Origin of the sequence: Nonomuraea sp. C10, from assembly GCF_008017515.1 — a bacterium.
Classification (GTDB): Bacteria; Actinomycetota; Actinomycetes; order Streptosporangiales; family Streptosporangiaceae; genus Nonomuraea; species Nonomuraea ferruginea.
The window spans coordinates 469,890-496,885 of record NZ_VPFF01000001.1 but is presented as its reverse complement, the minus strand read 5'-3'; the positions used below and the strand labels follow the sequence as shown (position 1 = coordinate 496,885).

23 protein-coding genes are annotated in these 26,996 nt (G+C 69.4%); 10 read left to right on the top strand and 13 right to left on the bottom strand.

The features are described 5' to 3' along the window. Positions 1 to 11 precede the first annotated feature (11 nt). The 6 genes from FR742_RS02340 to FR742_RS02315 form a co-directional block, all read right to left on the bottom strand. On the bottom strand, positions 12 to 1,067 hold the full coding sequence (locus tag FR742_RS02340; protein ID WP_148029378.1) for a substrate-binding domain-containing protein: 1,056 nt from the start codon (positions 1,065 to 1,067) through the stop codon (positions 12 to 14). Further along, complete coding sequence (locus tag FR742_RS02335; RefSeq protein WP_148029377.1) at positions 1,064 to 2,089, bottom strand: ABC transporter permease; 1,026 nt, start codon at positions 2,087 to 2,089, stop codon at positions 1,064 to 1,066. The genes FR742_RS02340 and FR742_RS02335 overlap by 4 nt, the downstream gene beginning before the upstream one ends. Then, positions 2,089 to 3,585, bottom strand: a complete 1,497-nt coding sequence (locus tag FR742_RS02330) for a sugar ABC transporter ATP-binding protein (RefSeq protein ID WP_148029376.1) — start codon at positions 3,583 to 3,585, stop codon at positions 2,089 to 2,091. The genes FR742_RS02335 and FR742_RS02330 overlap by 1 nt, the downstream gene beginning before the upstream one ends. A gap of 11 nt (positions 3,586 to 3,596) precedes the next feature. Then, positions 3,597 to 4,754 carry an ROK family transcriptional regulator gene (locus FR742_RS02325; RefSeq protein WP_148029375.1) on the bottom strand — a complete coding sequence of 386 codons (1,158 nt, stop codon included), beginning with the start codon at positions 4,752 to 4,754 and terminating at the stop codon, positions 3,597 to 3,599. A gap of 150 nt (positions 4,755 to 4,904) precedes the next feature. Beyond that, positions 4,905 to 5,777 (bottom strand): SDR family oxidoreductase, encoded by an 873-nt coding sequence (locus FR742_RS02320; RefSeq protein WP_148029374.1) that lies wholly within the window; start codon positions 5,775 to 5,777, stop codon positions 4,905 to 4,907. Between the two features lie 61 nt (positions 5,778 to 5,838). Then, the gene (locus FR742_RS02315) at positions 5,839 to 6,903 is read right to left on the bottom strand and encodes an MBL fold metallo-hydrolase (protein ID WP_148029373.1); all 1,065 of its coding nucleotides are present in this window, start codon (positions 6,901 to 6,903) and stop codon (positions 5,839 to 5,841) included. 46 nt (positions 6,904 to 6,949) lie between these two features. Between FR742_RS02315 and FR742_RS02310 the strand changes: the two genes are divergently transcribed. Continuing rightward, entirely contained in the window at positions 6,950 to 7,777 is an 828-nt protein-coding gene (locus FR742_RS02310; protein WP_148029372.1) for a glutathione S-transferase family protein, read from the top strand. Here the strand turns inward: FR742_RS02310 and FR742_RS02305 are convergent. Both FR742_RS02305 and FR742_RS02300 read right to left on the bottom strand, forming a co-directional pair. Next, positions 7,725 to 9,005: an MFS transporter gene (locus FR742_RS02305; RefSeq protein ID WP_148029371.1), complete on the bottom strand. Its 1,281-nt coding sequence runs from the start codon at positions 9,003 to 9,005 to the stop codon at positions 7,725 to 7,727. The genes FR742_RS02310 and FR742_RS02305 overlap by 53 nt on opposite strands. Then, on the bottom strand, positions 9,002 to 9,571 hold the full coding sequence (locus FR742_RS02300; RefSeq protein ID WP_148029370.1) for a helix-turn-helix domain-containing protein: 570 nt from the start codon (positions 9,569 to 9,571) through the stop codon (positions 9,002 to 9,004). Before FR742_RS02300 ends, FR742_RS02305 begins: the two co-directional genes overlap by 4 nt. 75 nt (positions 9,572 to 9,646) lie before the next feature. On the opposite strand from FR742_RS02300, the gene FR742_RS02295 reads away from it, so the two are divergent. From FR742_RS02295 to FR742_RS02280, 5 genes are all read left to right on the top strand, one after another. Continuing rightward, positions 9,647 to 10,297, top strand: a complete 651-nt coding sequence (locus tag FR742_RS02295) for a B3/4 domain-containing protein (protein WP_148029369.1) — start codon at positions 9,647 to 9,649, stop codon at positions 10,295 to 10,297. Between the two features lie 204 nt (positions 10,298 to 10,501). Next, on the top strand, positions 10,502 to 14,170 hold the full coding sequence (locus tag FR742_RS02290; protein ID WP_148029368.1) for a multifunctional oxoglutarate decarboxylase/oxoglutarate dehydrogenase thiamine pyrophosphate-binding subunit/dihydrolipoyllysine-residue succinyltransferase subunit: 3,669 nt from the start codon (positions 10,502 to 10,504) through the stop codon (positions 14,168 to 14,170). A gap of 105 nt (positions 14,171 to 14,275) precedes the next feature. Continuing rightward, positions 14,276 to 14,452 carry a DUF6104 family protein gene (locus FR742_RS44250; protein ID WP_187280957.1) on the top strand — a complete coding sequence of 59 codons (177 nt, stop codon included), beginning with the start codon at positions 14,276 to 14,278 and terminating at the stop codon, positions 14,450 to 14,452. A 96-nt stretch (positions 14,453 to 14,548) separates the two neighbouring features. Continuing rightward, positions 14,549 to 15,352, top strand: a complete 804-nt coding sequence (locus FR742_RS02285) for a DUF4097 family beta strand repeat-containing protein (RefSeq protein WP_148029367.1) — start codon at positions 14,549 to 14,551, stop codon at positions 15,350 to 15,352. After that, positions 15,349 to 16,089 (top strand): PadR family transcriptional regulator, encoded by a 741-nt coding sequence (locus tag FR742_RS02280; RefSeq protein WP_148029366.1) that lies wholly within the window; start codon positions 15,349 to 15,351, stop codon positions 16,087 to 16,089. Before FR742_RS02285 ends, FR742_RS02280 begins: the two co-directional genes overlap by 4 nt. Before the next feature lie 57 nt (positions 16,090 to 16,146). Here the strand turns inward: FR742_RS02280 and FR742_RS02275 are convergent, their stop codons facing one another. The 5 genes from FR742_RS02275 to FR742_RS02255 all read right to left on the bottom strand — a co-directional run bounded on the left by FR742_RS02275 (position 16,147) and on the right by FR742_RS02255 (position 20,244). Next, complete coding sequence (locus FR742_RS02275) at positions 16,147 to 17,103, bottom strand: zinc-binding dehydrogenase (protein ID WP_148029365.1); 957 nt, start codon at positions 17,101 to 17,103, stop codon at positions 16,147 to 16,149. A gap of 9 nt (positions 17,104 to 17,112) precedes the next feature. After that, positions 17,113 to 18,000: a hypothetical protein gene (locus FR742_RS02270; RefSeq protein ID WP_148029364.1), complete on the bottom strand. Its 888-nt coding sequence runs from the start codon at positions 17,998 to 18,000 to the stop codon at positions 17,113 to 17,115. 35 nt (positions 18,001 to 18,035) lie between these two features. Next, positions 18,036 to 18,461 carry a type II toxin-antitoxin system VapC family toxin gene (locus FR742_RS02265; protein ID WP_148029363.1) on the bottom strand — a complete coding sequence of 142 codons (426 nt, stop codon included), beginning with the start codon at positions 18,459 to 18,461 and terminating at the stop codon, positions 18,036 to 18,038. Then, on the bottom strand, positions 18,448 to 18,705 hold the full coding sequence (locus FR742_RS02260) for a hypothetical protein (protein ID WP_148029362.1): 258 nt from the start codon (positions 18,703 to 18,705) through the stop codon (positions 18,448 to 18,450). Before FR742_RS02260 ends, FR742_RS02265 begins: the two co-directional genes overlap by 14 nt. A gap of 99 nt (positions 18,706 to 18,804) precedes the next feature. After that, positions 18,805 to 20,244 (bottom strand): acetyl-CoA synthetase, encoded by a 1,440-nt coding sequence (locus tag FR742_RS02255; RefSeq protein ID WP_148029361.1) that lies wholly within the window; start codon positions 20,242 to 20,244, stop codon positions 18,805 to 18,807. A 350-nt stretch (positions 20,245 to 20,594) separates the two neighbouring features. Between FR742_RS02255 and FR742_RS02250 the strand changes: the two genes are divergently transcribed. The 4 genes from FR742_RS02250 (at position 20,595) to FR742_RS02235 (ending at position 26,984) form a co-directional block, all read left to right on the top strand. After that, the gene (locus tag FR742_RS02250) at positions 20,595 to 21,674 is read left to right on the top strand and encodes a serine protease (RefSeq protein WP_148029360.1); all 1,080 of its coding nucleotides are present in this window, start codon (positions 20,595 to 20,597) and stop codon (positions 21,672 to 21,674) included. A gap of 203 nt (positions 21,675 to 21,877) precedes the next feature. After that, the gene (locus FR742_RS02245) at positions 21,878 to 23,041 is read left to right on the top strand and encodes a serine protease (protein ID WP_148029359.1); all 1,164 of its coding nucleotides are present in this window, start codon (positions 21,878 to 21,880) and stop codon (positions 23,039 to 23,041) included. 489 nt (positions 23,042 to 23,530) lie between these two features. Next, the gene (locus FR742_RS02240) at positions 23,531 to 25,033 is read left to right on the top strand and encodes a serine protease (protein ID WP_148029358.1); all 1,503 of its coding nucleotides are present in this window, start codon (positions 23,531 to 23,533) and stop codon (positions 25,031 to 25,033) included. Positions 25,034 to 25,475: 442 nt separating this feature from the next. Further along, positions 25,476 to 26,984, top strand: coding sequence for a serine protease (locus FR742_RS02235; protein WP_148029357.1), 1,509 nt, complete (start codon positions 25,476 to 25,478; stop codon positions 26,982 to 26,984). Positions 26,985 to 26,996 lie beyond the last annotated feature (12 nt).

Genomic DNA, 26,996 nt, shown 5'->3' with positions numbered 1-26,996 from the left:
GCAACCCCCGATCAGGATTCGAAGCCGAGTGGCAGATACTGCTCGACGTTCTCCTTGGTAATGGTCTCGGATGCCAGCGTGATCGACTGGGGAACCTGGTTCTCCACGAGATCACTCATGCCCTTCCCTTGGGCGATCAGGCGGGCGAGCTTGATCGCGGAGGAGGCCATGGTCGGGCTGTAGGTGACGGTGGCCTTCAGGACCGTGTTGTCCTCCTTGATCGCCCGCATGGCGTTGGCCGAGCCGGCCCCGCCGACCATGATGAACTCGTCCCGGCCGGCCTCGCTGATGGCGGCGAGCACGCCGACGCCCTGGTCGTCGTCGTGGTTCCAGAGCGCGTCGATCTTGCTGTGGGCCTGCAGCAGCGAGGTGGCGACCTCGTTGCCGGTCTCGACGGTGAACTGCGCGTCCTGCTGGGCGGTGACCTCGAAGCCGTACGTCTTGAGCGCGTCGGCGAAGCCCTTGCTGCGGTCCTGGGTCAACGGGAGGGTGGCGATGCCCTGGATCTCGACGATGACCGGGTTCGAGACGTTCTTCTCCTTGAGCGCGGTGCCGATGTAGTGGCCGGCGGCCACGCCCATGCCGTAGTTGTCGCCGCCGATCCAGGTGCGGTAGGCGAGCTTGTCGGGGAAGATCCGGTCCAGGTTGACCACGGGGATGCCGGCCTCGGTGGCCCGCAGCGCGATCTGGTTCAGCTGCTGGCCGTCGTTGGGCAGGATGACCAGCGCGTTCACCTTCGCGGCGATGAGCGACTCGACCGCGGAGATCTGCTGGTTGATGTCGTTGGTGGGCTCGACGGCCTGGAACTCGACGTCCGAGAACTGCCCGGCGGTGGCTTCGGCGTTCTTGGCGATGGCCGCGATCCAGCCGTGGTCGGCGGCGGGGGCGGAGAAGCCGATGGTCACCTTGGTGCCGGGCTCGTCGTTGCCGCCGGCCGCCTGGGTGGGCGCGGGGGCGGCCGAGGTCGGCGCGGCGGACGGCTCGTTGCTGGTGCAGCCGGCCGCCAGCAGCGCGGCTCCGCCGAGCCCGCCGATCAGGAAACCCCGGCGCGCGACGTTTTCACTCATGGTGCTCTCTCCTTCAAGTTCCGCCGCTGGAGGAGGACGGCGACGACGATGATCAGGCCCTTGGCGATCAGTTGGTCACTGGTGTTGAGCCCGTTGAGGATGAACAGGTTCGTGATGAGCGTGAAGATGAGCAGGCCGAGGATCGATCCGATGATCGTGCCCCGGCCGCCGGTGAGCAGGGTGCCGCCGATGATGACGGCGGCGATCGCGTCCAGCTCGTACAGGTCGCCGTGGGTGGACGAGCCCGTGGTGGTGCGGGCCATGATGAGGACCGCGGCGATGCCGCAGCACAGCCCCGACAGCGCGTAGAGCAGCATGGTGTGCCGGCGCACGTCGATGCCGGCGAGCCGGGCCGCCTCGGGGTTGCCGCCGACGGCGTAGGTGCGGCGGCCGAACGTGGTGCGGTTGAGCAGCACCCAGCCGAGCGCCACGACCAGCGCGAAGATGTAGACCAGCAGCGGGACGCCGAGCACCCGCGTGGTCGACAGCTCGACGATGGCGGAGTTCTCCGGCTGGATGAGCTGCGTCTTGCGGTCGGACATGCGCTGGGCGAGCCCGCGGGCGGCGACCAGCATGGCCAGGGTGGCGATGAACGGCACCAGCCGCCCGTAGGCGATGAGCACCCCGTTGACCAGCCCGGTCCCGGTGCCGACCAGGATGGCGCAGATCGCCATGACGACCGGGCCGAACTCCTGGGTGGCCACCGTCGTCGCCCACACCGAGGCCAGCGCCATGATCGCGCCGACCGACAGGTCGATGCCGCCGCCGATGATGACGAACGTGGCGCCGACCGTGATGACGCCGATGGTGGCGGCCAGCGACAGGATGCTGACCAGGTTCGAGGTGGTGGCGAAAGCGGCCGGCTTGGTCACCAGGCCGACGACGACGAGCAGCGCGATCGCCACCAGCAGGCCCATGTGGCCGGCCTCGGTCAGCCTGCCGAGCGGGTTGCCGCCTGCCCGCCCAGGCAGCGCGATGCCTGGCGGCCCGGTGTCCGACCGTGGTTTCGTGGGGTCGCTCATCAGGCCGCCCTCCCGTTCATGATCATGTCGAGTACGAGGTGCTCGTCGAGCTCGCGGGCGTCGCCCTCGTGGATGACCGACCCTTCGCGCAGCACCAGCACGCGGTCGGCGAGGCCCAGCACCTCAGGCACCTCACTGGAGACCAGCAGCACGCCGATGCCGCGGTCGGCCAGGTCGCGGATGACCGCGTACAGCTCCGCCCTGGCGCCCACGTCGACGCCCCGGGTCGGCTCGTCGAGCAGGAGCAGCTTGCGGCTGCCGAGCAGCCAGCGGGCGAGCACCGCCTTCTGCTGGTTGCCGCCCGACAGCGTCTTGACGGGCCGCTCCGGGTCGGGCGGGCGGATGTCGAGTGCCTTGGCCAGCCGCTCGGCCTCCGCCCTCTCCCGGGTACGGTCCAGCCAGCCGAACTTCGCGAACCCGGGCAGGCTGCCCAGGGTGATGTTGGCCGTGACGCTCTGGTCCAGCAGCAGCGCCTGGGCCTTGCGTTCCTCGGGGGCCAGGCCCATGCCCCGGCGCACGTTGCCGACGACGCTCTTCCGTACCTGCTTGCCGGAGAGCACCACCCGGCCGGAGGACGGGCGCGCCCCGTACACGGCTTCGAGGATCTCCGAGCGCCCGGAGCCGACCAGGCCAGCCAGCCCGACGATCTCGCCGGCGCGCACCGAGAAGGACACGTCGCGGAACGCGCCCGGGGAGGTGAGCCCCTCGACCCGCAGCACCTCCTCGCCGGGCGGCCCGTCGGCGGGCGCCTCCGGCCGCGGCGGGAACACGTACTCGACGTTCCTGCCGGTCATCAGCGAGACGATCTGGGAGGTGGGGGTGTCGCGGGCGGGCAGCCCCACCGCGACGGTGCGGCCGTCCTTCAGCACGGTGACGCGGTCGCCGATCTCGCGGATCTCCTCCAGCCGGTGGGAGATGTAGACCACGGCCACGCCCTGGCTCGTCAGCTCGCGGATGATGCGGAAGAGGTTGGCCACCTCGTCGTGGGCGAGCGCGGCCGACGGCTCGTCCATGATGATCAGCCGGGCGTCGTGGGACAGCGCCCTGGCCATGGACACGACCTGCTTGGCGGCCGGGGACAGCCGGCCCACCTCGGTGGTGGGGCGGATCTCGGGGTGGCCGAGGCGTTCGAGCACCTGGCGGGCGGCCCGGTTGCCGGCGGCCCGGTTGACGAAGCCGAGCCTGGCGTGCTCGTGGCCGAGGAAGATGTTGTCGGTCACGCTGAGCCCGTCGACCAGGTCGAGCTCTTGGTAGATGGTGGCGAAGCCGAGCTTGATCGCGTCGTTGGGACCCGACGGGCGGACCCGCCGGCCGTTGAACTCGACGGTGCCCTCGTCGGGTTGGTGCACGCCCGCCATGACCTTGATGAGCGTGGACTTGCCGGCGCCGTTCTGGCCCAGCAGGCAGTGCACCTCTCCCGCCCGCACGTCGAGGTCCACGCCGTCGAGCGCGCGCACGCCGGGGAACTGCTTGACGATGCCCCTCATGACGAGCATGGGGCTCCCTTTCAGGCGTTGACGATCTTGTTGATGTTGTCCGGGGACAGGTAGTGCTCGATCGCCAGGATTCCGGCGCCCATGACCGCGGCGTCGACTCCCATGCGACTCGGCACGATCGACAGATGGTGGGTGGCCAGCGGCAGCGAGCGGCGGTAGATCGTCTCCCTGATGCCCGCGAGCAGGTGCTCGTGGACGCGGGAGAGCGCGCCGCCGATGACGATGGCCTCGGGGTTGAAGAAGTTGACCAGGCTGGCGAGCACCTCGCCGATGAGCCGTCCGGCCTCGCGGACCAGCCGCAGCGCCTGGGTGTTGCCGGCCTGGACCAGGGCGACGACGTCGGCGCCCGTCTCGGCGGGGACGCCGAGCTCGGTGAGCCGGCGCGCCACCGCCGCGCCGCCCGCCACGGCCTCCAGGCAGGCGCTGTTGCCGCACCGGCAGCCGGACTCCTCGTGGCCGCTGACGCGGATGTGGCCGATGTCGCCGGCCGAGCCCTGGGCGCCCCTGTGGAGCGTGCCCTCGGCCACGATGCCGCAGCCGATGCCGGTGCCGACCTTGACGAACAGCAGGTGGCGGGCCGCCGGGAAGGCGTTGCGGTGCTCGCCGAGCGCCATCACGTTCACGTCGTTGTCGACCAGGACGTCGACGCCGGGGAAGTAGTCGGGGATCGGGTAGTCGTTCCAGCCGGGCATGATCGGCGGGTTGTTGGGCCGGCCGGTGGCGAACTCGACCGGCCCAGGCACCCCCATGCCGATCACCCGCAGCGCCGCCCTGGGCCGGCCCGCCTCGGCGAGCAGCCGGTCGATCCGCCCGTCGACGTGGGCCAGGACCTTCTCCGGGCCTTCGCCGATGAGCAGCGAGTCCTCGCACTGGGCGAGCAGGTCGCCGGTCATGTCCATGAGCGCGATCCGGCAGTGGGTGGCGCCCAGGTCGACGCCGGCGAACGCGTGCTCCTCGGCGTGCAGGCGGAGCTGGCGCGGCGGCCGGCCGCCGGTGGACTCGCCGCTCTCGGTCTCCTCGACCAGCCCGCGTTCGATCAGCGCGTCCACCCGTTGCGAGATCGTGGAGCGGGCCAGGCCGGTGAGCCGGGCGAGATCGGAACGGGTCGTGGCAGAGCCTGCGCTGATGAGCGTCAGGACGTCACCGGGCGAGCCCGGGGCGGGGGTCATGCCGCGACAATAAGATCACACAACGCGCAATTCAAGAGGGCGAGGTGACATAACTCCCCATACTTACGCCGTTCATCGAACAAAGTCTGATTGGCCGGACATGACGAAGGCCGGCCGGGGGTTCCCCCGCCCGGCCTTGACGTGCCGCGATCAGAGCATGCGCTGCATGGACTCCGTGGCCGACTGGACGTACGGCTGCTCGGCCATGACCTCGTCCCAGTGGTCGGCGATCGACTCGGGCGTGAGGTCGTCGGTCTTCCAGCCCGGTCCCTCGGCGACGAACACCCGGGCCACCCGGCCCCCGCCCACGCTGAACACCTCGCCGCTCACCTCGCACGACTCGTGCACCAGGTAGGCGACCAGGGCGCTGATCCGCTCCGGGGTGAACTTGGCCTCGAACTCCGCGGGCAGCAGCGCCTCGGTCATCCGGGTCCACGCGATCGGGGCGATGGCGTTGGCCTTGATGCCGTTGCGCGCGCCCTCGATGCCGATGGTCTTGGTCAGCCCGACCAGGCCCATCTTGGCCGTGGAGTAGTTGGCCTGGCCGAAGTTGCCGAACAGGCCGGCCGGGCTGGAGGTGTTGACGACGCGGCCGTAGCCGGCCTCCTTCATGTGCGGATAGGCGGCCTGGCTGACCAGGAAGGACCCGCGCACGTGCACGGCGAGCACGTTGTCGAAGTCCTCGACCGTCATCTTGCCCAGGGACTTGTCCCGCAGGATGCCGGCGTTGTTGATCACGATGTCGACCTTGCCGAAGGCGTCGACCGCGGACTTGACGATCGCCCGCGCGCCCTCGGGGGTGGCGACGTTGTCGGTGCTGGCTATCGCCTGCCCGCCGTTCTTGGTGATCAGCTCTGCCACCTCGGCGGCGGGGCCCGTCGAGGCGCCGGTGCCGTCGAGTGCGCCGCCGAGGTCGTTGACGACCACCTTGGCGCCGCGCTCGGCCAGCAGCAGCGCGTGTGAGCGGCCGAGGCCGTGCCCGGCCCCCGTGATGATCGCGACCCTGTCATCGAACCGCAGCATCGAACCTCCAGCACAGGAGAACAACATTCTGTTACCTGCACGATAACCCAGCGCCCCGCGGTCAGCCCTCAGCTCCGGTCCACAGCTCCGGCTCGCCCGGCAGGCGGCGGGCCCGGCCGCGCGACTCCAGCCACACCAGGTGGGCGAGCGTCTCGTTGCCGGCCGCGCGGCGCATGAACGACGGGATCGACTCCCAGGGCCGCGACCAGGTGAGCTTGGTGGCCACGTCCCAGCAGGTGACGCCGTCCGTGCCGGAGACGACCTCCTCGATCTCGGCCAGCCGCTCGCGGTGGTGCTCCATCACGTAGTCGACCCGCCCGGCCAGCTCCAGGAACCGGTACTCGTGTGCGGGGAGCACCTCCTCCACGTCGAACGCGCGCAAGGCGGCCAGCGCGTCCAGGTAGTCGGCCAGCGGGTTCGGCGCCGACTGCGGGTGCACGGCGACGGCGGAGGTGATCCTGGGCAGCACGTGGTCGCCGGTGAACAGCAGCTTCCTGGACGGCTCGGCGAAGCACAGGTGGCCGGGCGAGTGCCCCGGGGTCCACACCGCGCGCAGGTCCCAGCCGGACAGGTCGAGCCGGTCGCCGTCCTCGATGAGCCGGTCGGGCGCGGCCATCGTGACGAAGGTGCGGATCATCATGGACGCGCCCGCCAGTTCGTCCACGGTCGAGGCGGGCACGCCGCACCGCAGGAGCTGCGCGCGCTCCTTGGCGACGAGCGCGTCGATGAACTCCTCGTCGTACCGCTCGCGCAGCAGCCCGGCGTCGGCGGGGTGCAGCCCGATCCAGGCGCCCGACGCCTCGCGGACCCGCCCGGCGAGCCCGTAGTGGTCGGGGTGGATGTGGGTGACGAGCACCGCCCTGACGTCCGCGATCGTGTAGCCGGCCACGCCGAGCCCGGCCGCCAGCGCCTCGTACGCCTCGTCGGTGTCCCACCCGGCATCGATGATCGCCACGCCGTCGGCCAGCTCCAGCGCGTAGACGAGCACGTACCGCAGGGGGTTGATCGGAATGGGCACCGGAATCGACCAGAGACCGGGCCGGACCCGCTCGACCTCGGGGATGCCGCCGCCTGTCCATGCCGCACGCTGCTTCTCGCTGGAGGGAGTCACCACGAACTTCGCCATGCCCGTGATTCTGCCCGCACTTCCCGAACCATGTTCTACTGGGGTCATGGACGCGGTACGTGACGGGCGCTGGGTCAGGCAGGCCAACCACTTCACCGACCGGCTGGGGCCGCCCGAGCCGGGCCGCTACCGGCTCTACGCCTCCTACGCCTGCCCGTGGGCGCAGCGGGTGCTGATCGTCCGCGAGCTGCTCGGCCTCCAGGACCTGCTCGACGTCGCGATCGTGGACCCGATCAGGGACGAGCGGGGCTGGCGGGTGCCGGGCGGCGGGTTCCTGTCGGAGCTCTACCTGGCCACCGACCCGGGCTTCGAGGGCCGCCACACGGTGCCGTGCGTGTGGGACGTCAAGGAACGGCGCATCGTCACCAACGACTTCCCGCAGATCACCCTGGATCTGGAGACCCGCTGGGGCGGCACGCCCGACCTGTATCCGAAGGAGCTGCGCGACGGGATCGACGCCGTGAACGACCGCCTCTACCACGGCCTCAACAACGCGGTCTACGAGGCGGGCTTCGCCAGGAGCCAGGAGGCGTACGAGGACGCGGTGCGCCGGGTGTTCGCCACGCTGGACTTCCTGGAGGAGCGGCTGACGGGGTCGGAGTTCCTGTTCGACCGGCTGACCGAGAGCGACGTGCGTGCCTACACGACGCTGGCGAGGTTCGACACGGTCTACTACGCGCACTTCAAGTGCTCGGTCCGCCGGCTGACGGACTACCCGGCGGTGTGGGCGTACGCGAGGAGGTTGTACGCGATCCCGGCCTTCCGCGAGACCACGGACTTCGACCACATCAAGCGCCACTACTACATGACCCAGACGACCATCAACCCGAACCGGCTCGTGCCGCTGGGACCGGAGCTCGACTGGAGCCTGTGACCGGCATCCGGACGAACAGCAGCGCCGAGGCCAGCACCACGGCCGCGCTCACGCCCCAGGCGGCGGCCACGCCGGCCTGCACGGCGAGCGTGCCGAGCGTCAGGTTGGCCAGGATGCCGCCGGACTGCAGGGAGAGCGAGGACGTGGAGGTGACGGTGGTGCGCTCGGCGGCCGTGACGGCGTTGTGGGTCATCTCCAGGCACAACAGCCCGGTCACCGAGGAGCCGACGAACAGCGCGACGTAGGCCGCGCCGGCGGTCAGCAGCCCGGCCGCGCCGCCGAGCCCGGCCGTCGCGGCCAGCGCGCCGACGGAGAGCGCGGTCGCCACGAGACCGGCGATCGCTCCCCTGGCCGAGCCACCGGCCAGGCGGGCCGCCCGGGGCGCCAGCGCGCTGCCCGCGGCGCTGCCGGCGAATCCCAGCGCGGCGACGACCGCGTACGCCGTGCTGCCCTGCTCGGCCGTGCCCGCCAGCTGGGCCAGACGGCCCGGGGTGAGCAGCTCGATCGACATCAGCATCACGCCCGAGGCCGCGGACGCGAGCATCAGGCGGCGCAGCACGCGCCCGCCGGCCGCCAGCCGCACCCCGGAGACGACCGTGGCGGGCACCTCGCGCAGCACGCCGCCCAGCGACCTGCGAGCATGCGGCGGCTCGGGCAGCGCGAGGAGCACGACCGCCAGCAGGACCGCCGCCGCCACCGCGCCGACCAGGCTCGGCGCGGCCAGCGGGAACACCAGCTCAGGCGGCACCACGAGCGGCAGGGCGCCGCCGGCCAGCACGCCGAGGCAGAGCGCCACGGACTCCATGGCCGCGCCGCGGGACAGCCCCGGCTTGAGGTCGGCGTCGCGCCCTTCGAGGCGGTGCAGCGTGTCGACGTACCAGGACGTGGCGGGACCGCTGGACAGGGCCCTGGCGACGCCCTTGAGCGCCCCGCTGACCAGGAACATCCAGAACGCCGTGGACACGCTCATCAGCAGGAGTGCCGCTGTCAGGAACACGGCGGAGACGGCCAGCATCACGCGCCGCCCCACGACGTCGGACAGGCCGCCGGTGGGCAGTTCCAGCGCCACGGTGACCGTCGAGAAGACCGTGACCACCAGGCCGATCTGCGCCAGGCCGAGACCTCTCTCGGTCATCAGCAGCACCATCGAGGGGACCTGCAGCCCGACCGGCAACCAGGCCAGGAAGCAGACGAGCGTGTAGCGGCGTAACGCGGAACGGGCGGTCATGACTCCTCCTCCTGGGACGTGCGGGGGACGGCGCCCAGCCAGACGTGCACCTTCCTGGCGCCGGGGTCGCCGGCGTGGCGGGCGACGAGGTCGCGCAGGAGCTCCTCGGCCCGGTCCTTGAACTCGCGGAGCGCGGCGGGCGGCAGCGTGAGGAGGTGGTCGCTCATCCCGGAGACGTCCGCCCACTCCTCGGACCAGCCGGCCTGGCCGTACTCCTCCATCACCCGCCCGACCATCTCGGCCTGCCGCAGGTGGATGATCCTGAGCGCCTCGCGGCCCTCGGCGCTGGCGGACAGCTCGACGGCGTCCCACGAGGTGTAGCGGTGGCGGGCGCGCCAGCGGCGCTCGCGGCCGTCGCGCTGGTCGGCGTCCTCCTCGATGAAGCCGTACTTGAACAGCTCGCGCAGGTGGTAGCTGGTCGAGCCCGAGCTCTCGCCGACCTTGCGGCCCAGCTCGCTCGCGGTGGCCGGCCCGTCGCCGCGCAACAGGCCGAGCAGGCGCACCCGCAGCGGGTGGGCGACCGCCTTGAGCACCCGCGGGTCACTGATCGTGTACTGCTCTTCCATACAGTCGAGCGTAAACCGCAAAGAGTTTTTTGCAAAGGCAATTTTGCGGTTTTCCGAGATCGATAGACTGGGCGGATGCTGGACGACATCTGGGTGGACGACGCGGTCGCCGCGCTCCGCCCCGACTTCACGGTGCTCGCGATGACGGCTCTCGGCCTGCGCAACGGGCCCACCGACGACCGGTCCCGCGCCTGGCTCGCCGAGGCGGCCGAGGCGGCGCGGCCGGTCCAGGACGCCAAGATCGACGCCTGGAAGGACGCCTACCGCGCCTTCGGCGCCAAGCCGCAGCGCACCCGCCCGTCGGTCGACGCGCTCACCCGCAGGCTGCCGCTGCCGGAGATCAACCTGGTGGTCGACGCCTACAACTCCGTCAGCGTCAGACACGCGCTGCCCATCGGCGGCGAGGACCTCGACCGCTACTCCGGCCCGGCCCGCCTGGTCAGGGCGACCGGCGACGAGGCGTCCGAGGAGGCGCTGGGGCCGCCTGAGCCCGGTGAGGTGATCTGGCGCGACGACGTGGGCGTGACCTGCCGCAGGTGGAACTGGCGCCAGGTGGTGCGCACCCGGCTCACCGAGGAGACCACCAACGCGATCTTCCTGCTGGAGCGGCTGGAGCCGATGACGCTGGAGGAGCTGAAGGAAGCCGGCGAGGAGCTCGCCGACCTGCTGACCCGGCTCACTCCCGAGGTCCGCATCACCACCAGGCTCGTATCAAGCGGGAAGTAAACACCATCCAGTGATGTTGATACCAAAAGGTAATATTTTCAGCACCGCCTGTACTGACGAGGGAGGCGTGACCTCTTTGGACACCCCTGAGAGGATCAGCCGTGGCGCAACGGCCTAGGCTGCGCGCTGTGCCGGTCCGGGCGAGTAGCCTTGGACAAGTTCTCTATCATCAACGCCGATCTGCGGAAGAGGGCGATTTCCGCCGTGTCGTCTGAGTCGTCGCGGACAAACCCGCTGGCAAGCTTTGGTCAGAATGAATGGCTTGTCGACGAGCTGTACCAGAAGTACCTCCAAGACCCCGAGTCTGTAGACAAGGCCTGGTGGAACTTCTTCGCTGACTACAACCCTGACTACGGACCGGGGCGCACCCCGGCCAGGGAGGCGGCGAACGGCACGGCTACCGCGCCCGCGCCCGCCCCCGCAGCACCAGCGAAGGAGCCGCCCAAGGCGGCACCACCCAAGGCGGCGCCGGCCGCCGTGAAGCCGAAGCAGCCGCCGGCCCCGGTGCCCAAGGGCGCCGAGGAGGTCAAGCTGCGCGGCGCCGCGGCGCGCACGGCCGTCAACATGGACGCCTCGCTGGCCATCCCGACCGCCACCAGCGTCCGGGCCATCCCGGCCAAGCTGATGGTCGACAACCGCATCGTGATCAACAATCACCTCAAGCGGGGTCGCGGCGGCAAGGTCTCCTTCACCCACCTGATCGGCTTCGCCGTGGTCCGGGCGCTGGCGGCCATGCCGGACATGAACCACTCCTACACCGAGGTCGACGGCAAGCCCACGCTGGTCAAGCCGGAGCACGTCAACCTCGGCCTGGCCATCGACGTGCAGAAGAGCAACGGCGAGCGCCAGCTGCTCGTGCCGTCGATCAAGGCGGCCGAGGAGATGGACTTCCGGCAGTTCTGGATGGCCTACGAGGAGATCGTCCGCAAGGCGCGCGCCGGCAAGCTCGGCGTCGACGACTTCGCCGGCACCTCGATCTCGCTGACCAACCCCGGCACGATCGGCACCGTCCACTCCGTGCCCCGCCTGATGCCCGGCCAGGGCACCATCATCGGCGTGGGCGCGATGGAGTACCCCGCCGAATACCAGGGCGCCTCCCCCGAGACGCTCTCCCGCCTGGCCGTCTCCAAGGTCATCACGCTGACCAGCACCTACGACCACCGGATCATCCAGGGCGCCCAGTCGGGCGACTTCCTGCGCACGATCCACCAGCTGCTGCTCGGCGAGAACGGCTTCTACGACGAGATCTTCGAAGCCCTGCGCATCCCGTACGAGCCGGTCCGCTGGGTGCAGGACGTCTCGGCCTCGCACGACGACGACGTGTCCAAGTCCGCCCGGGTGCTGGAGCTGATCCACGCCTACCGGGTGCGCGGTCACCTCATGGCCGAGACCGACCCGCTGGAATACAAGCAGCGCAAGCACCCCGACCTCGACATCCAGTCCCACGGGCTCACCCTGTGGGACCTGGAGCGCGAGTTCGCCACCGGCGGTTTCGGCGGCCGCCCGCTGATGCGGCTCCGCGAGATCCTGGGCGTGCTCCGCGACTCCTACTGCCGCACCGTCGGCATCGAGTACATGCACATCCAGAACCCCGAGGAGCGGGCCTGGATCCAGGCGCGGGTGGAGAAGCCGCACGCCTCCCCGGCCCGTGACGAGCAGCTCAACATCCTGAGCCGGCTCAACACCGCCGAGGCGTTCGAGACCTTCCTGCAGACCAAGTACGTCGGCCAGAAGCGCTTCTCGCTGGAGGGCGGCGAGTCCCTCATACCGCTGCTCGACTCGGTGATCAGCGACGCCGCCGACGAGGGCCTCGACGAGGTCGTCATCGGCATGGCCCACCGGGGCCGGCTCAACGTGCTGGCCAACATCGTGGGCAAGTCCTACGGGCAGATCTTCGGCGAGTTCGAGGGCAACATCGACCCCCGCACCGCCCACGGCTCCGGTGACGTGAAGTACCACCTGGGCGCCTCCGGCGAGTTCACCGCGCCGAGCGGCAAGACCATCACCACCTCGGTGGTGGCCAACCCGTCCCACCTGGAGGCGGTCGACCCGGTCCTGGAGGGCGTCGTCCGCGCCAAGCAGGACCTGCTGGAGCGCGGCGAGGAGGGCTTCACGGTCCTGCCGGTGCTCGTCCACGGCGACGCGGCCTTCGCCGGCCAGGGCGTCGTGGCCGAGACGCTCAACCTGTCACAGCTGCGCGGCTACCGCACCGGCGGCACCGTCCACGTCGTGGTCAACAACCAGGTCGGCTTCACCACCTCGCCCGCCTCGTCCCGCTCCTCGGTCTACGCGACCGACGTGGCGCGGATGATCCAGGCGCCGATCTTCCACGTCAACGGCGACGACCCCGAGGCCGTGGTCCGCGTGGGCGAGCTGGCCTACGAGTACCGCCGGGCGTTCCGCAAGGACGTCGTGATCGACCTCATCTGCTACCGCCGCCGCGGCCACAACGAGGGCGACAACCCGGCCTTCACCCAGCCGCTGATGTACGACCTCATCGACGCCAAGCGCTCGACCCGCAAGCTCTACACCGAGGCGCTGATCGGCCGGGGCGACATCACGGTCGAGGAGGCCGAGTCGGCCCTCCGCGACTACCAGGCCAAGCTGGAGCAGGCGTTCACCGAGACCCGCGAGGCGGCGAAGAAGCCGCTGGAGGCGGGGGCGATGCGGGTGCCGCCGACCGAGGTGGTCAAGTGGTCCCACGCCGACACGGCGACCTCGATCACCGACGAGACGCTCAAGCGCATCGTCGACACCCAGCTCAGCCTGCCCGAGGGCTTCACGGTGCACCCGCGCCTCGCGCCGGTGCTGCAGCGCCGGGGCCAGATGGTGGAGCAGGACTCCATCGACTGGAGCATGGGCGAGACGCTGGCGTTCGGCGCGGCGCTCATCGACGGCCACCCGGTCCGCCTCGTCGGTCAGGACTCCCGCCGCGGCACGTTCACCCAGCGCCACGCCGTGCTGGTCGACCGCGTGACCGGCGCCGAGCACACCCCGCTCAAGGCGTTCAACCAGGGCACGACCAAGTTCTACGTCTACGACTCGCTGCTGAGCGAGTTCGCGGCGCTGGGCTTCGAGTACGGCTACAGCGTCGTACGCCCTGACGCGCTGGTGCTGTGGGAGGCGCAGTTCGGCGACTTCGTCAACGGCGCCCAGACGATCATCGACGAGTTCATCTCGTCCGGTGAGCAGAAGTGGGGCCAGCGCTCGGGCGTGGTGCTCATGCTGCCGCACGGCTACGAGGGTCAGGGTCCCGACCACTCCTCGGCCCGCATCGAGCGGTTCCTTCAGGTCTGCGCGCTCGACAACATGACGGTCGCGCAGCCGACCACCCCGGCCAACCACTTCCACCTGCTGCGCTGGCAGGTGAAGTCGGGCCGGCACAAGCCGCTGGTCATCTTCACGCCGAAGTGGCTGCTGCGCCACAAGCGGGCCACCTCGAAGGCCGCCGACTTCACCTCGGGCACCTTCCAGCCGGTCATCGGCGAGACGCTGATCGACCCGGGCAAGGTCACCAAGGTGGTCCTGTGCTCCGGCAAGGTCTACTACGACCTGCTGGCCAAGCGGGAGGCCGACGGCCGCGACGACGTGGCGCTGGTCCGCGTGGAGCGGCTCTACCCGTACCCGAAGGAGGAGCTCGACGCCGAGCTGGCCCGGTTCGGCCCGCAGGCCGAGCTGCTCTGGGTTCAGGACGAGCCGATCAACATGGGCCCGTGGCCCTACCTGTCGCTCAAGCTGGCCGAGGACCCGCAACTGCTGGGCGGCCGCCCCCTGCGGCGGGTCTCCCGTCCGGCCAACAGCTCGCCCGCGGCCGGCTCGCACGCCGCCCACGACGCGGAGCTGGAGGAGATCCTGCGCCAGGTCTACGGCTGACCTGATCACGTGAGTCGGCCCCCGCCCCGGCGGGGGCCGACTGCTTTCGCCGCGCTCCCCGCCGGGACGTGCGGGTCGCTTGGAGAGTCGAGGAGACGGAGCACGATGTACTTCACGGATCGGGGGATCGAGGAGCTGGTCGCTCGCCGGGGCGAGGAGGAGGTCACCCTGCTCTGGCTCGGCGAGCGGCTACGCGAGTTCGTCGATCTCAACCCCGAGTTCGAGACACCGGTCGAGCGTCTGGCCACCTGGCTGGCCAGACTCGACGACGAGGACGAGTGACACCCGCCCGCCCGTAGACGCGATACATCTTGAGATTTCGGCGGACGCGACATATCGTGTTCACTGTCAAGATGCGTCGCCAGAGAGGGCGGGATCATGCGGCAGTGGACCATCGAGAGTCCAGAGCAGCTCACGTTCGGGCACGTTGACGCCCTCGACGTGCGCATCGTGGCGGGCAGGCTCGCCGTGCTGGCCAGCGACGGTCCACCGGCGCTCGAAGTGACCGAGTTCGACTCGGCCTCACCGCTGCTGGTCACCTACGACGAGGACGCCCGGCGCCTGAGCGTCACGTACAAGGATCTGACCTGGGACGGGATGCTCGGCTGGCTGCGCCGCGACCGGCGCAGGACCGTCGCGACGCTCACCGTGCCGCGCCGCTGCGCGGTCAACGCCGGAGTCGTGTCGGCGTCCGCCGTGGTGGCCGGGTTCGAGGCGTCGACGCAGGTCAAGAGCGTGTCCGGCGAGATCGTGCTCGACGGCGTGAGCGGTGAGGTGAGCGCCACCACCGCCTCCGGCGCGGTGGAGAGCCGGGCGATGGAGGGCGATCTGTCGTTCAAGAGCGTCTCCGGCGACCTGACCGTCGCCGACGGCCTGCCGCGCAGGCTGCGCGCCAACACCGTCTCCGGCCGCATCACCGCCGACCTCGCGCTCAAGCCGACCGGCTACGTCACGCTGAACACGGTCTCCGGCTCCATCCTGGTCCGGCTGCCCGAGAACGCGGCGACGGACGTCACGATCAGGTCGACGTCCGGCCGCCTGGTCAGCGCCTTCGAGGAGGTGTCGCAGACCGGCGGCCCCGGCGCCCGGTCGATGTCGGGGCGGCTGGGCGGCGGCATGGCCTCCCTTTCCGCGACGACCGTCTCCGGCGAAGTCACGCTGCTCAAGAGGGAGAAGCAATGAGTCCCGTCTTCGGCCACGGCCGGCTCCGGCTCTACCTGCTCAAGCTGCTGGAGGAGAGCCCCCGCCACGGGTACGAGGTCATCCGGCTGTTGCAGGACCGTTTCCTCGGCGTCTACTCGCCCTCCCCCGGCACCATCTACCCGCGCCTGGCCCGCCTGGAGGCCGAAGGCCTGGTCACGCACGAGGTGGCCGACGGCAAGAAGGTGTTCTCCATCACCGACAAGGGCCGCGAGGAGCTGAACGCCCGCCTCGACGAGCTCGACGACCTGGAGCGGGAGATCTCGGCCTCGGTACGCGACATCGCCCGCGAAGTGAAGGAGGACGTCCGCGACACCGTCAAGTCGCTGCGCGAAGAGCTGACGCGGATGGCCAGGGACGTGCGCACCGGCACCGGCGACGACGTCCGCCGTACGCGTGAGCGGCAGAAGCAGGAGTTCACCCGGCTCAAGGAGGAGCAGAAGCGCCAGTGGAGCGAGCACGCCCAGCACTGGCAGGGCGAGAGCGAGCGGCTGGCCGGCGAGTGGCGGCGCATCTGGACCGAGGTGTGGCGCACGGTCGGCGGCGCGCCGGAGAGCCGGGCGGAGCTGGACGACGAGCTGGGCGAGGCGCTCGCCGACTTCGTGGCGAAGGTCCGCGAGGAGGCGTCGGAGTCCAGCATCACCCGCGAGAAGCTCGACGACCTGCGGCGCACGCTCGACGAGACGTCCGCCCGGGTGCGTGACACGCTGCGGTCGTGATCCGCCGGAGGGCGCCTGCTCGCCCGCCACCCGGGACCAGGCGCTCTCCGCCGGAGGTCAGGCGGTGAAGACGATCTTGCCGAAGACGTCGCCCTCGTGCATGGCCGCGAACCCGTCCCTGGCCTCGGCGAGCGGCATCGTCCGGTCGACGACCGGCCGGACGCCGGTCTGCTCCAGGAAGACGCCCAGCCGCTGGAGCTGGTCGCGGGTCCCCATGGTGGAGCCGACCACCGAGAGCTGCAGGAAGAAGACCCGGTTCAGGTCGGCCGGCGGGACCGCCCCGCTGGTGGCGCCGCTGACCACGATCCGCCCGCCCGGTCTGAGCGACTTGAGCGAATGGTCCCAGGTGGCCTGACCGACCGTCTCCATCACGGCGTCCACCCGCTCGGGCAGCCGCGCGCCGGACTCGAAGACCTGGTCGGCGCCGAGCTCGCGGGCTCGTTCCCGCTTGGACTCGGAGCGGCTGGTCGCCCACACGCGGAACCCGCCCGCCCGGCCGAGCGCGATGAGCGCGGTGGCGACGCCGCCGCCGGCCCCCTGCACGAGCACGGTCGAGCCGGGCTCCAGCCCGGCCTTGTCGAACAGCATCCGGTACGCGGTCAGCCACGCGGTCGGCAGGCAGGCGGCCTCCTCGAAGGAGAGCGCGGCCGGCTTGGGCACGAGGTTGCGGCGGGGCACGGCCACGCGTTCGGCGAACGTGCCGTCGTACACCTCCGACAGCAGCGACCGCTTCGGATCGAGCGTCTCGTCGGCCCCGGTGCCGACCACCGCGTGCACGACGACCTCGTTGCCGTCCTCGTCGACGCCGGCCGCGTCGCAGCCGAGCACGATCGGCAGCCGGTCCTGCCTGATGCCGACACCCTTGAGCGTCCACAGGTCGTGGTGGTTGAGCGCGGCCGCCCGCACCGAGACGGTCGTCCAGCCGTCGGGGACCTTCGGCTCGGGGCGCTCACCGAGGGTCAGGCCGGCGAGAGGATTGTCGGGATCGGTCTGTGTGGCGGTAACGGCGAACATGGCCGCACCTTACTTGACGCTGATCCGGATGCCGTCGAGCGCCTTGCCGACGAACGCGTCGTCGCCCATCGCGACCACGCGCATCCCGTCGCGGCACACGTCCGCGACCGGGTGGCCGCGCCCCCGGACGCCCCGGGGCAGGCCGCGCGCCTTCTCGCAGCCGGGGGTGGGGATGAGCGCCACCATGTCGGTCGCGCCGCCGCCGAACCAGAGCTGCGGCCCCACCGGTTCACCGCGTTCGGTGTCGCCCGGCGCCGCCAGCCGCACCCGCCCGGCGCCGGACAGCACCAGGTGGCCGTCACCGGTCACCCGGCCGCGCACCCCGCTCGCGACCGCCAGCCGCTGGTCGAACCCCAGCCCGGGCGGGCGGTCGTACATGGCCATCCGCCACGGGCCGAACGCGAACAGCAGCACCTGCCCGAACGAGCCGCTGCCCGCCTGACGCGGCCAGAGCGTCACGTTGTCGCCGAACGACCTGATCGGCTCGCCCCCTCGGGTGATCTCCAGCTCGCCGTTGTAGGGGGCGGTGAGCTGGCGGAACTCGTCGTCGACCCACACGCCCTGGAACGGTCGCAGGCCGAGCCGGTCGAGGCGGAGCTCGGCGGGGTAGCGCACGGTGGCCCGGACGCCGTCGGGGAACGTCACCTCGATCCGCGCCGTGCCCTTCTTCTCGTCCGCTTCCGGATGCAGCAGGTTGGGGCGGCTGTCGACGCGGGTGAGCGACCGGATGGGGGCGGCGGCCTCGCGGGGCGGTTCCCGCTCGGGCGCGGGGTCGGGCCCGCGGCTGAGGATCAGGCCGGCGACGGACGCGCCCAGGAGCGCGAGCACGACCAGCAGCCCGATCGGACGGCGGCGGTCGCGCTCGCCCGCTTCGATGACATCGAACTGATCGGCCACGACGGACCTCGCTAGCGAGTTGTACTGCCCTCAGTTCAGTTGAGCGGCGACCGCCAGCGCAACCCCTCGAACTTGGCGAAATCCCGGTCACAGGTCACGAATTCGCATCCGTGCTCAATGGCGAGGGCGGCGAGATACGCGTCGGGCACGAGCTTTCCTTTCGCGTCGGATGCGACGCACAGCCGGGTGAAGATCTCCCAGTGCCGGGACCCGGCGTGGATCGTCACCGCGTGTGGCTGGCCACGGACGCTCTCGGCGAACTGTCTGGCCGTCTCGAAGGGCGTCGAGCCTGGGATGCGCGGGTCGGTGACGATGCGGATGAAGCCGTTGATGACGAAGTCGCTCACCGCGTAGGACTCCTCCCCGTAGAGGAGCTCCTTGAGGGCGGCGAGGCACTGCTCGTGGTGCTCCATGTCCCGCCGCTGCGCGTTGACCAGGATGTTGACATCAAGCATCCTCATGCTGCCGCACCCCCACCACACGCTCGATGTCATCCAGTTCAAGCATCTCCTGGATCTCGTGCCAGGTCAGCGTCGGCCCGTCCTCGGCCCCGGAGAGGGGCAGGTTGATCTGAGGGCGCTCCACCGTGCCGGTGGAACGGTTGAGTAGTTGACGCAAGGCGTCCTCCATCACCGAGTTGAGACTGCGTCCGTTTCTGGCCGCGTACGCCTTCGCCTCGTTGAGGAGTGTCTCGTCGATGCGCACCGTGGTCCTCCGCATGACTCCAGCGTCCGCTAGTGACATTTAAATGTCAATAGCGAAGCGTAGTCGAGCGGTCACAATCTTTGCACCATCTTTGCCACCTCACCAACTCGCCACATTGACCTTGCCGTCCGTCGTCAGCTCGACCCGCTGCCCCACCAGCTCCCGCGACACGGCGTCCGCCATCAGCTCCTCCCTGGTCACGTGCGCGTACGCCCGCGCCCCCGACGGCAGGTCGGCGACCAGGATGCCCCGCCACGGCACGCCGTCCTTGTCGTAGGCGACCGTGTATCCCGCCACGACCGCCGGTCCCTCGTACGAGTCCGCGATCGGCACCGGCTCGGCGGTGAAGACCGGCTCCGGCCCGCCCAGGACACCGCCCGGCTCCGTGGACCAGATCGCGTAGGTGTGCTTGGTCAGGTGCATGCCGACCCCGGTGACGAGCCCGTGGCCGCCGCCGGCGCGCAGCAGGCCGGCCATGGTGGCGGTGGAGTGCAGCACGTAGTCGCTGGCCGGGCCGCCCGCGTACGGCAGGCCACCGGTGACGGTGAGGCCGCGCGGGTCCATCGGGTCGAGCTTGATCGCGTCGCACGCCTGGCGCAGCGCGATGGCGAAGCAGCTGTAGACGTCGAGCGCGCGCATGTCGTCCAGGGTGAGCCCGGCCCTGGCGAACGCGGACTCGGCGGCCCTGCCGACGGCCTGCGAGGCGCCGAGCGCGGGCCGGGCGGCCACCTCCCACGTGTCCTCGGCGTAGGCCCAGCCGCGCAGGTAGACGCGCTGGCCGGAGGGCACCCCGAGACGGTCGGCGAGCGCGGTGCTGGCCAGCACGACCGCCGCCGCCTGGTCGACCTCGATCACGGCCACGGTGCTCCGGTTGTACGGCCAGCCGACGAACCGGTTGCCGTCGATCAGCTCTTCGGGGGTGCGCGGGGTGCGCCGCCAGGCGTGCGGGTTGGCGGCGGCCACCCGCGTCATCGGCGCCATCATCCGGCCCCGGTCGAGCAGCTCCTGCTCGATCGTGTGGCCGAGGGCGGCGCGGCGGGCGGTTTCCATGATCGGGTACGTGTGCACGGGCAGGAAGAGCTCGTGCGCCAGCTCGCTGGGGTGCGGCGGCCGTTCCCAGGCGTACGGCGGCCTCGGGTCGGCGGCGTGGCTCCACGGCGCGTGCTCGCCCGCCAGCCGGTACGCCCGGCGGGTGGCCAGGGCCTCGGCTCCGGTGATCAGCGCGGAGTCGAGCTCGCCGGCCGCGATCCGGGCCGCCGCCTCGCCGATGAGCGTCAGCGGAGCGGTGCCGCTGACCTTCGAGTACGCGGTGTGCCCCGGAGTGGCGCCGAGCCGCTCGGCGAGCCGTCCGGTGGGCGTGTCGTACTGCCAGGAGTCCGTGTGGACGATCTGGATCGATTCGAGGCGTTCCACCGGGAGCCGCGCCTGGGCCGCGGCGGCCCGCGCCGTCTCCTCCCACAGGTCGAGCGGTTCAGGGCCGGGCTGCTCGCGGACGGTGCGCTGGGCCGCGCCGATGAGGCAGGGGGTGCGTGGATCCATGCCCCCCATCCAACCAGAACAAGATTCGGTTGATAAGGAACGGTTTCGACCAGCACCGGAGGCCGGGCCGAGTGATCATCGAATCCGCCACGCCGGGAAGAACATCTTCCGCGCGAACGTGACCTTCCACCATTTGACCGTCGACCATCGCGAATTGGCCTCGCAAATCCGGCGTCTAGCTGGGCCGACGTCATACAATGAAGATCGTTTATAGGCACGTTCCAGCACGCTTGACATGGTTCTTATGCGACGCAAGTCACGCTTGCTCAGATAACGAATCTCCATCCGAGCTGCAATAGCCCCAGTTGATCTGGAAAAATCCACCGTTACAACCTCAGAAAGGCACTTTCATGATCTCCCGGGCCAGGCACCTGCTAGCCGCCGCCGTCAGCGGCGCGCTGCTGATGCTGCCTGCGTTCACCGGGAGCGCGGACGCCGCCGCGGCGAGCCACGTCTTCCACGTCTCACTCGCCAAGACGAAGGCGGACGTGCAGAAGGTCGCCGACTACTGGAAGCCCGAGAAGCTCAAGAAGGCCGACAGCTACACCCCCGCCGCCCCCACCTCGAACGGCTCGCCGAAGTCCGGCACCGCGGGCGGCGGCACGGTGACCAGCCAGCGGATCATCGCCCTGCGCAAGGCGGCCGGCCCGGTCAACGCCGTGGCGCCGAAGACGGGCCGGGCCAGCACGACCGGCAAGGTCTTCTTCCGGCTCGGCGCCAAGGAGTACTGGTGCTCGGCCGCCGCCGTGGCGGCCGGCAACCACAGCGTGGTCGCCACCGCCGCACACTGCGCCTACGACGCGCGCCAGGGCAAAGAGGCCGATTCCTGGATCTTCGTCCCGGAGCCGGGCGCCGACGGCACCACGCCGCACGGCATCTACGTGGGCTCGTCGATCAGCATGCACGAAGACTGGGCCGGCAAGAACGACTACGACTTCGACTACGCGTTCGTCACGGTCCACCGCGGCTTCACCTGGGTCAAGCAGGGCAACACCTACGTGGCCAAGGACGTCGGCCGGCTGCAGGACAACGTCGGCGGGCTCGGCCTGGAGCTGGCCAGGAAGCCGCCGCTCGCCCAGGTGCACGCCTTCGGCTACCCCGCCGGCCCGCAGCCCGACGGCAGCAGGCCCTTCAACGGCCAGACGCTGAAGAGCTGCGTGGGCGGCACCCGCAAGGCCGTCGCCCCCAGCCTCGACCTCGACCACGGCGTGCAGCTCCACCCCTGCAACTTCAGCAAGGGCGCCAGCGGCGGCCCGTGGATCACCGGCCTGCACAACAACCTGGGCAACCTCATCGGCGTCAACAGCCTGACCTGGAACAGGGACGCGAAGGGCGAGTTCGACGCGGTGTCCTCGCCGTACCTCACGGCCGCAGCCGGAGACGTCTACCGGCACGCCGCCGCGCAGAAGACCCCGGCAAATGTGATCTAGTTAACAAGTTACCGCTCGGTCACTCCGGGCGATCAGCCCAGACATTGATCTCGGTACGGTCACGGCGGCGTTCCACGCGCCGGTCGCGCCCGGCGGGAACCCGCGTGACCAGGATCGACGCTGTACGGTTCCGGCTGTCCGTTTGCTGGCATCCGGGGCGCACCAAGGCGCCGCGCCAGCGTAAGGCAAAGCCTGGAGTTACCTTGAAGCGAATCCTCCTCCCCGTCGGCGGCGCCACCGTGGCGACCGGCATGCTGCTCGCCGGCCTCAACGGCACCGCGCAGGCCGCCGGCGACGTCGCCAACGACCCCATGGCCAGGAACACCAGCCAGGCGGCCTCGGTCGCGTCCTTCTGGTTCGCCTCGAACGGCGCCGCCCTCCGTCGCGCCACCGCCTACACCTGGGATTCCAAGGACGTCAGGAAGGTCGTCTCCAAGGGCGGCTACAGCCCTGACGGCAGGCCCGGCACCGCCGCGCCCACCAGCGGCAACAAGGCCGCGGGCGGCTCGCAGAACGTCAACCTGCCCAAGACGGTCGGCAAGGTGTTCTTCGTCGACGGCTCCGGAAAGTTCCGCTGGTGCTCGGCCACGTCGATCCAGTCGAACTACCGCAACCTGGTCGCCACCGCCGGCCACTGCGTGTACGACACCGAGAGCAACAAGGCCCTTCTGAACAACTGGGTCTTCGTGCCCGGTTACTACCAGGGTAAGACCCCCTGGGGCATCTACGTCGGCAAGCAGGCCTTCACCCACTACGACTTCGACGTCTACGAGGACTACGACCGCGACTACGCGTTCGTCACGGTCTACAACGGCATCCAGTTCACCGGGGCCGAGCGCGTCAGCCGGCGCGACTACCAGCGCTTCAGCGGCCCCAAGCGGTCCTGGGGCGGCCAGCGCTACATCCTGAAGTCCAGGGACGTCGGCCGGCTCGGCGACAACGTGGGCGGCCAGGGCTTCGCGTGGAACCAGCCCGCCAACCGCACCGTGCGCACCTTCGGCTACCCCGCCGCGCCGCACCCGGACGGCAGCAGGCCGTACAGCGGCGTCACCCCGAAGCACTGCTACGGCAGGACCACCGCCAAGGCCGTCGGCGCCTCCTGGCTGAAGATCAATGAGCACATCGGGCTCAAGTGCGCCGTGACCCCCGGCTACGACGGCGGGCCGTGGCTCACCCAGTACAGCAACGCCAAGCGGGTGGGTTACGTCAACGGTGTGACCAGCACCTTCGCCGACCAGGACGGGAACGACCGGATCGACTACATCACGTCGCCGTACTTCGACGGCGAGACGGCCGCGGTGTACAACGCGGCCAGGAACGTGTGGTCGGGCAAGATCGTCGGCCCCAACGGCGAGCTCTACCGCTGACCCAGTCCGCTTCGTGAAGGGCCCGGCCACCGCCGGGCCCTTTTTCGTGCCCGCGGAGGCACCCAAACGTGGCGATACCGGTGAGGGGTCAGCGCAAGGCCCGGACGGGACAAACCACCCAGACAGTCACGGATTTCCTGGAACCTGAACGTTCCCTGGCAGAAGACTGGCTACTTAGACGGAGGATGGGTTCCATTCGGTTCCTGTGATCTGAGTCACATTTCCCCGACTACAGCCCGTGAGTCGATGCTAACGGAACTTTCGTCCCAATCTTCACACCCCCTACATACCCTGCGAAAACGTACCGACCTGATCACGTACGGCGAACATCTCTGACAGGTCACGGAATGGTCACGGCGATCCGGGTCCATGCCGGACCCGCCGATTCGGCTTCCACCTGCGGAGATCACCGCGCTATGTTCCTTGCTATCCCTTTACTGACGCATGGGGCGCAAGTTGCGGCCCACGACAGACCAAGGAGCAGTTCCCTTGAAGCGCATCCTCATCCCCGCCGGTGGTGCCGTTCTGGCCACCGGTCTCCTGGCCGCCGGTCTGGCCGGTACGGCTCAGGCCAACAACGACGTCGCCTCGGACGCGATGGCGAAGAACGCCGCCGCGGCCAAGGCCATCGCCTCGTTCTGGGCGGACAACAACGGCGCTGCTCTGAAGGCCGCCAAGGAGTCCAACGTCTGGGACAAGACGGACGTCACCAAGCTGCAGAGCAAGGGCGGCTACAGCGCCGACACCAAGGCGGGCTCCACCGCCCCGATCGGCCAAGAGAAGAAGACGTCCGCCAAGGTGCAGAACGTCAACATGCCGAAGACCATCGGCAAGGTGTTCTTCGTCAACGGCAAGGGCGAGAAGAAGTGGTGCTCGGCTACTTCGATCCAGTCGAAGTACCGTAACCTCGTCGTCACCGCCGGCCACTGTGTCTACGACGTCAAGGCCAACTCGGACGTCATGGACAAGTGGGTCTTCGTCCCCGGTTACTACCAGGGCAAGTCCCCGTTCGGCATCTACGTCGGCAAGCAGGCCTTCACCCACTACGACTTCGACGTCTACGAGGACTTCGACCGCGACTACGCGTTCGTCACCGTCTACAACGGCGTCAAGCTCGGTGGGGGCACCGCCAAGAAGGTCTCCAAGGCCGAGTTCGAGAAGTACGAGGGCCTCAAGGAGGCCAAGGACGTCGAGATCAGCCGGGACGAGTTCCGTTCCTGCAAGCTCGACCCCACCTCCACCGAGGCCTGCTGGGTGAAGCCCGGCTCCCGGTCCGAGAAGGTCGGCCCGGACTACCCCGGCGCCGTCGTGGAGAAGGAAGAGGTCGGCGAGCGCGAGTACCGGCGCGCTCCCGTCGGCAAGAAGAACGGTGCGAAGTTCGGTGAGCCCGTCACCGACATCGTCACCGAGCGGGAGTACAAGAAGTACGACGGCCCTGGCAAGAAGTGGCAGGACCGCGCCGGCAACTTCCTCATCACCCACTACTACGTCCAGAAGTGGGTCAAGCCGGGCTCCGACACGAAGTTCTACAAGACCGTCTTCACCATCATCGAGAACGCCGCCACGGACGCGGGCCGCCTCGGTGACGTGGTCGGCGGCCAGGGCTTCGCGTGGAACCAGCCGACCGGCAAGTACGTGCGCGTGTTCGGCTACCCGGCGGCTCCTCACCCCGACGGCCACAAGAACTACACCGGCATTACTCCGAAGTGGTGCTACGGCAAGACCACGAAGAAGCTGGTGGGTGACGCGGCCAAGAAGATCGAGGAGCACGTCGCGCTCAAGTGCGCGATGACCGAGGGCGCCGACGGTGGCCCGTGGCTCTTCAAGTACAGCAACGCCAAGCGTCTCGGCTACGTGAACGGTGTCACCAGCACCTTCAACGACCAGGACGGCAACAAGCGCGTCGACTACATCTCGTCGCCGTACTTCGACGGCGAGACCAACACGGTCTACAAGGCCGCCGCCAACGTGTGGTCCGGCAAGATCATCTAAGTTGCGACGCCACTGACGGTCACCCGTCGGGAGATCGTCACCTGTAAGACCCGAAGGGCCCGGCACACCAGCCGGGCCCTTCGGCGTTCCGGGCCCGGAAAGTGCGGGCGCTTTGGACGCACGGGAGACACGGATGGTGCCATGAACCCAGTGTGATGTGCGTCACATCAGCGAGAGTGGCGCCCCGAGAGGGCCGCACCGCTCTCGCCAGTCACACTAACAACATCCTTATGCTGATCTGCGAGAACACCCGGCCGGTGTCCTTCCCCCGGCTCCTGCGCTGAAGCCTCTCAAACATCACAGATCGATCACGCCCGACATGTCGCCTCTTTTTCATTCAAAGCGGCTTCCTGTTAGCAAGATCGACACTGTATCTTCCTGGCTATCCCTTTACTGACGCATGGGACGCAAGAGGCGTTCCACGACAGCGCAAGGAGTTACCTTGAAGCGCATCCTCCTTCCGGCCGGTGGCGCCGTTCTGGCCACTGGTCTCCTGGCTGCCGGCCTGGCCGGTACCGCTCAGGCCGACGCGAAGATCACCGACGAGGTCCTGGCCAGCCAGGCCAAGGCCGCTGAGATCCTCGACTTCTGGACCAAGTCCAACAACGCCGCCCTGAAGCAGGCCTCGGCCTACCACTGGGACAGCAAGGACGTCACGAAGGTCGTGTCCAAGGGCGGTTATTCGCCTGACGGCAAGCCTGGCTCCACCGCCCCCATCGGCGAGGAGAAGAAGTCCGCTGTCAAGACCCAGAACGTGAACCTGCCGAAGACCATCGGCAAGGTCTTCTTCGAGGGTCGCGACGGCAACCTGTACTGGTGCTCCGGCACCTCCATCCAGTCCAACTACCGCAACCTGGTCGCCACCGCCGGTCACTGCGTCTACGACGTGTCCGGCAACGCTGAGGTTGTGTCGCGCTGGGTCTTCGTCCCCGGTTACTACGAGGGCAAGACGCCGTACGGTGTCTACGTGGGCAAGCAGGCCTTCACCCACTACGACTTCGACGTCTACGAGGACTTCGACCGCGACTACGCGTTCGTCACCGTTTACAACGGCATCGGCGGCACGCTGAACAAGCCGAAGCAGGTCACCAAGGCCGAGTTCGAGGCGTACAAGGGCGACAAGGACGTCAAGCAGACCCAGGTCTCCTTCGACGAGTACAAGAAGGGTCGCCTCGACCCGAAGACCACCGAGTACTACTCGGTGGACCCGGGCAGCAGGGCCCAGAAGGTCGGCCCCGACTACCCCGGTGCGGTTGTCGAGAAGAAGGAAGTCAGCAAGCGCGACTGGTGGCGTGCCCCGGTCGGCAAGGCCAACGGCGCCAAGTACGGCGAGCCCGAGACCGTGTCGGTCACCAAGCGGGAGTACGAGGCCTACCGCGGCCCCGGCGAGAAGGCCGTCGACCGCGCTGGCAACTACACCATCACCCGCTACTACGTGCAGCAGTGGTACAAGCCGGGCACCGAGTTCAAGTTCCTCCGCACTGACTACTACATCATCGTGCACGAGGTCAAGGACGCTGGTCGCCTCGGCGACGTTGTCGGCGGCCAGGGCTTCGCGTGGAACCAGCCGACCGGCAAGTACGTCCGTACCTTCGGGTACCCGTACGGCAAGCACCCCGACGGCAGCAAGCCCTACACCGGCAAGACGCCGAAGTGGTGCTACGGCAAGACCGGTGCCAAGACGACTCAGGCCGCGAAGTACAAGGTCGAGGAGCACGTGTCGCTGAAGTGCGCCGTCACCGGCGGCTACGACGGTGGCCCGTGGCTCTTCAAGTACAGCAACGCCAAGCGTCTCGGCTACGTCAACGGTGTCACCAGCCTGCTGTACGACGCCGATGGCAACGACCGCTGGGACCACATCTCCAGCCCGTACTTCGACGGTGAGACCGCTGCGGTCTACAACGCCGCGAAGAACGTCTGGTCGGGCCAGATCACCCCGATGCCCAAGTAAGTCGGGTTGATC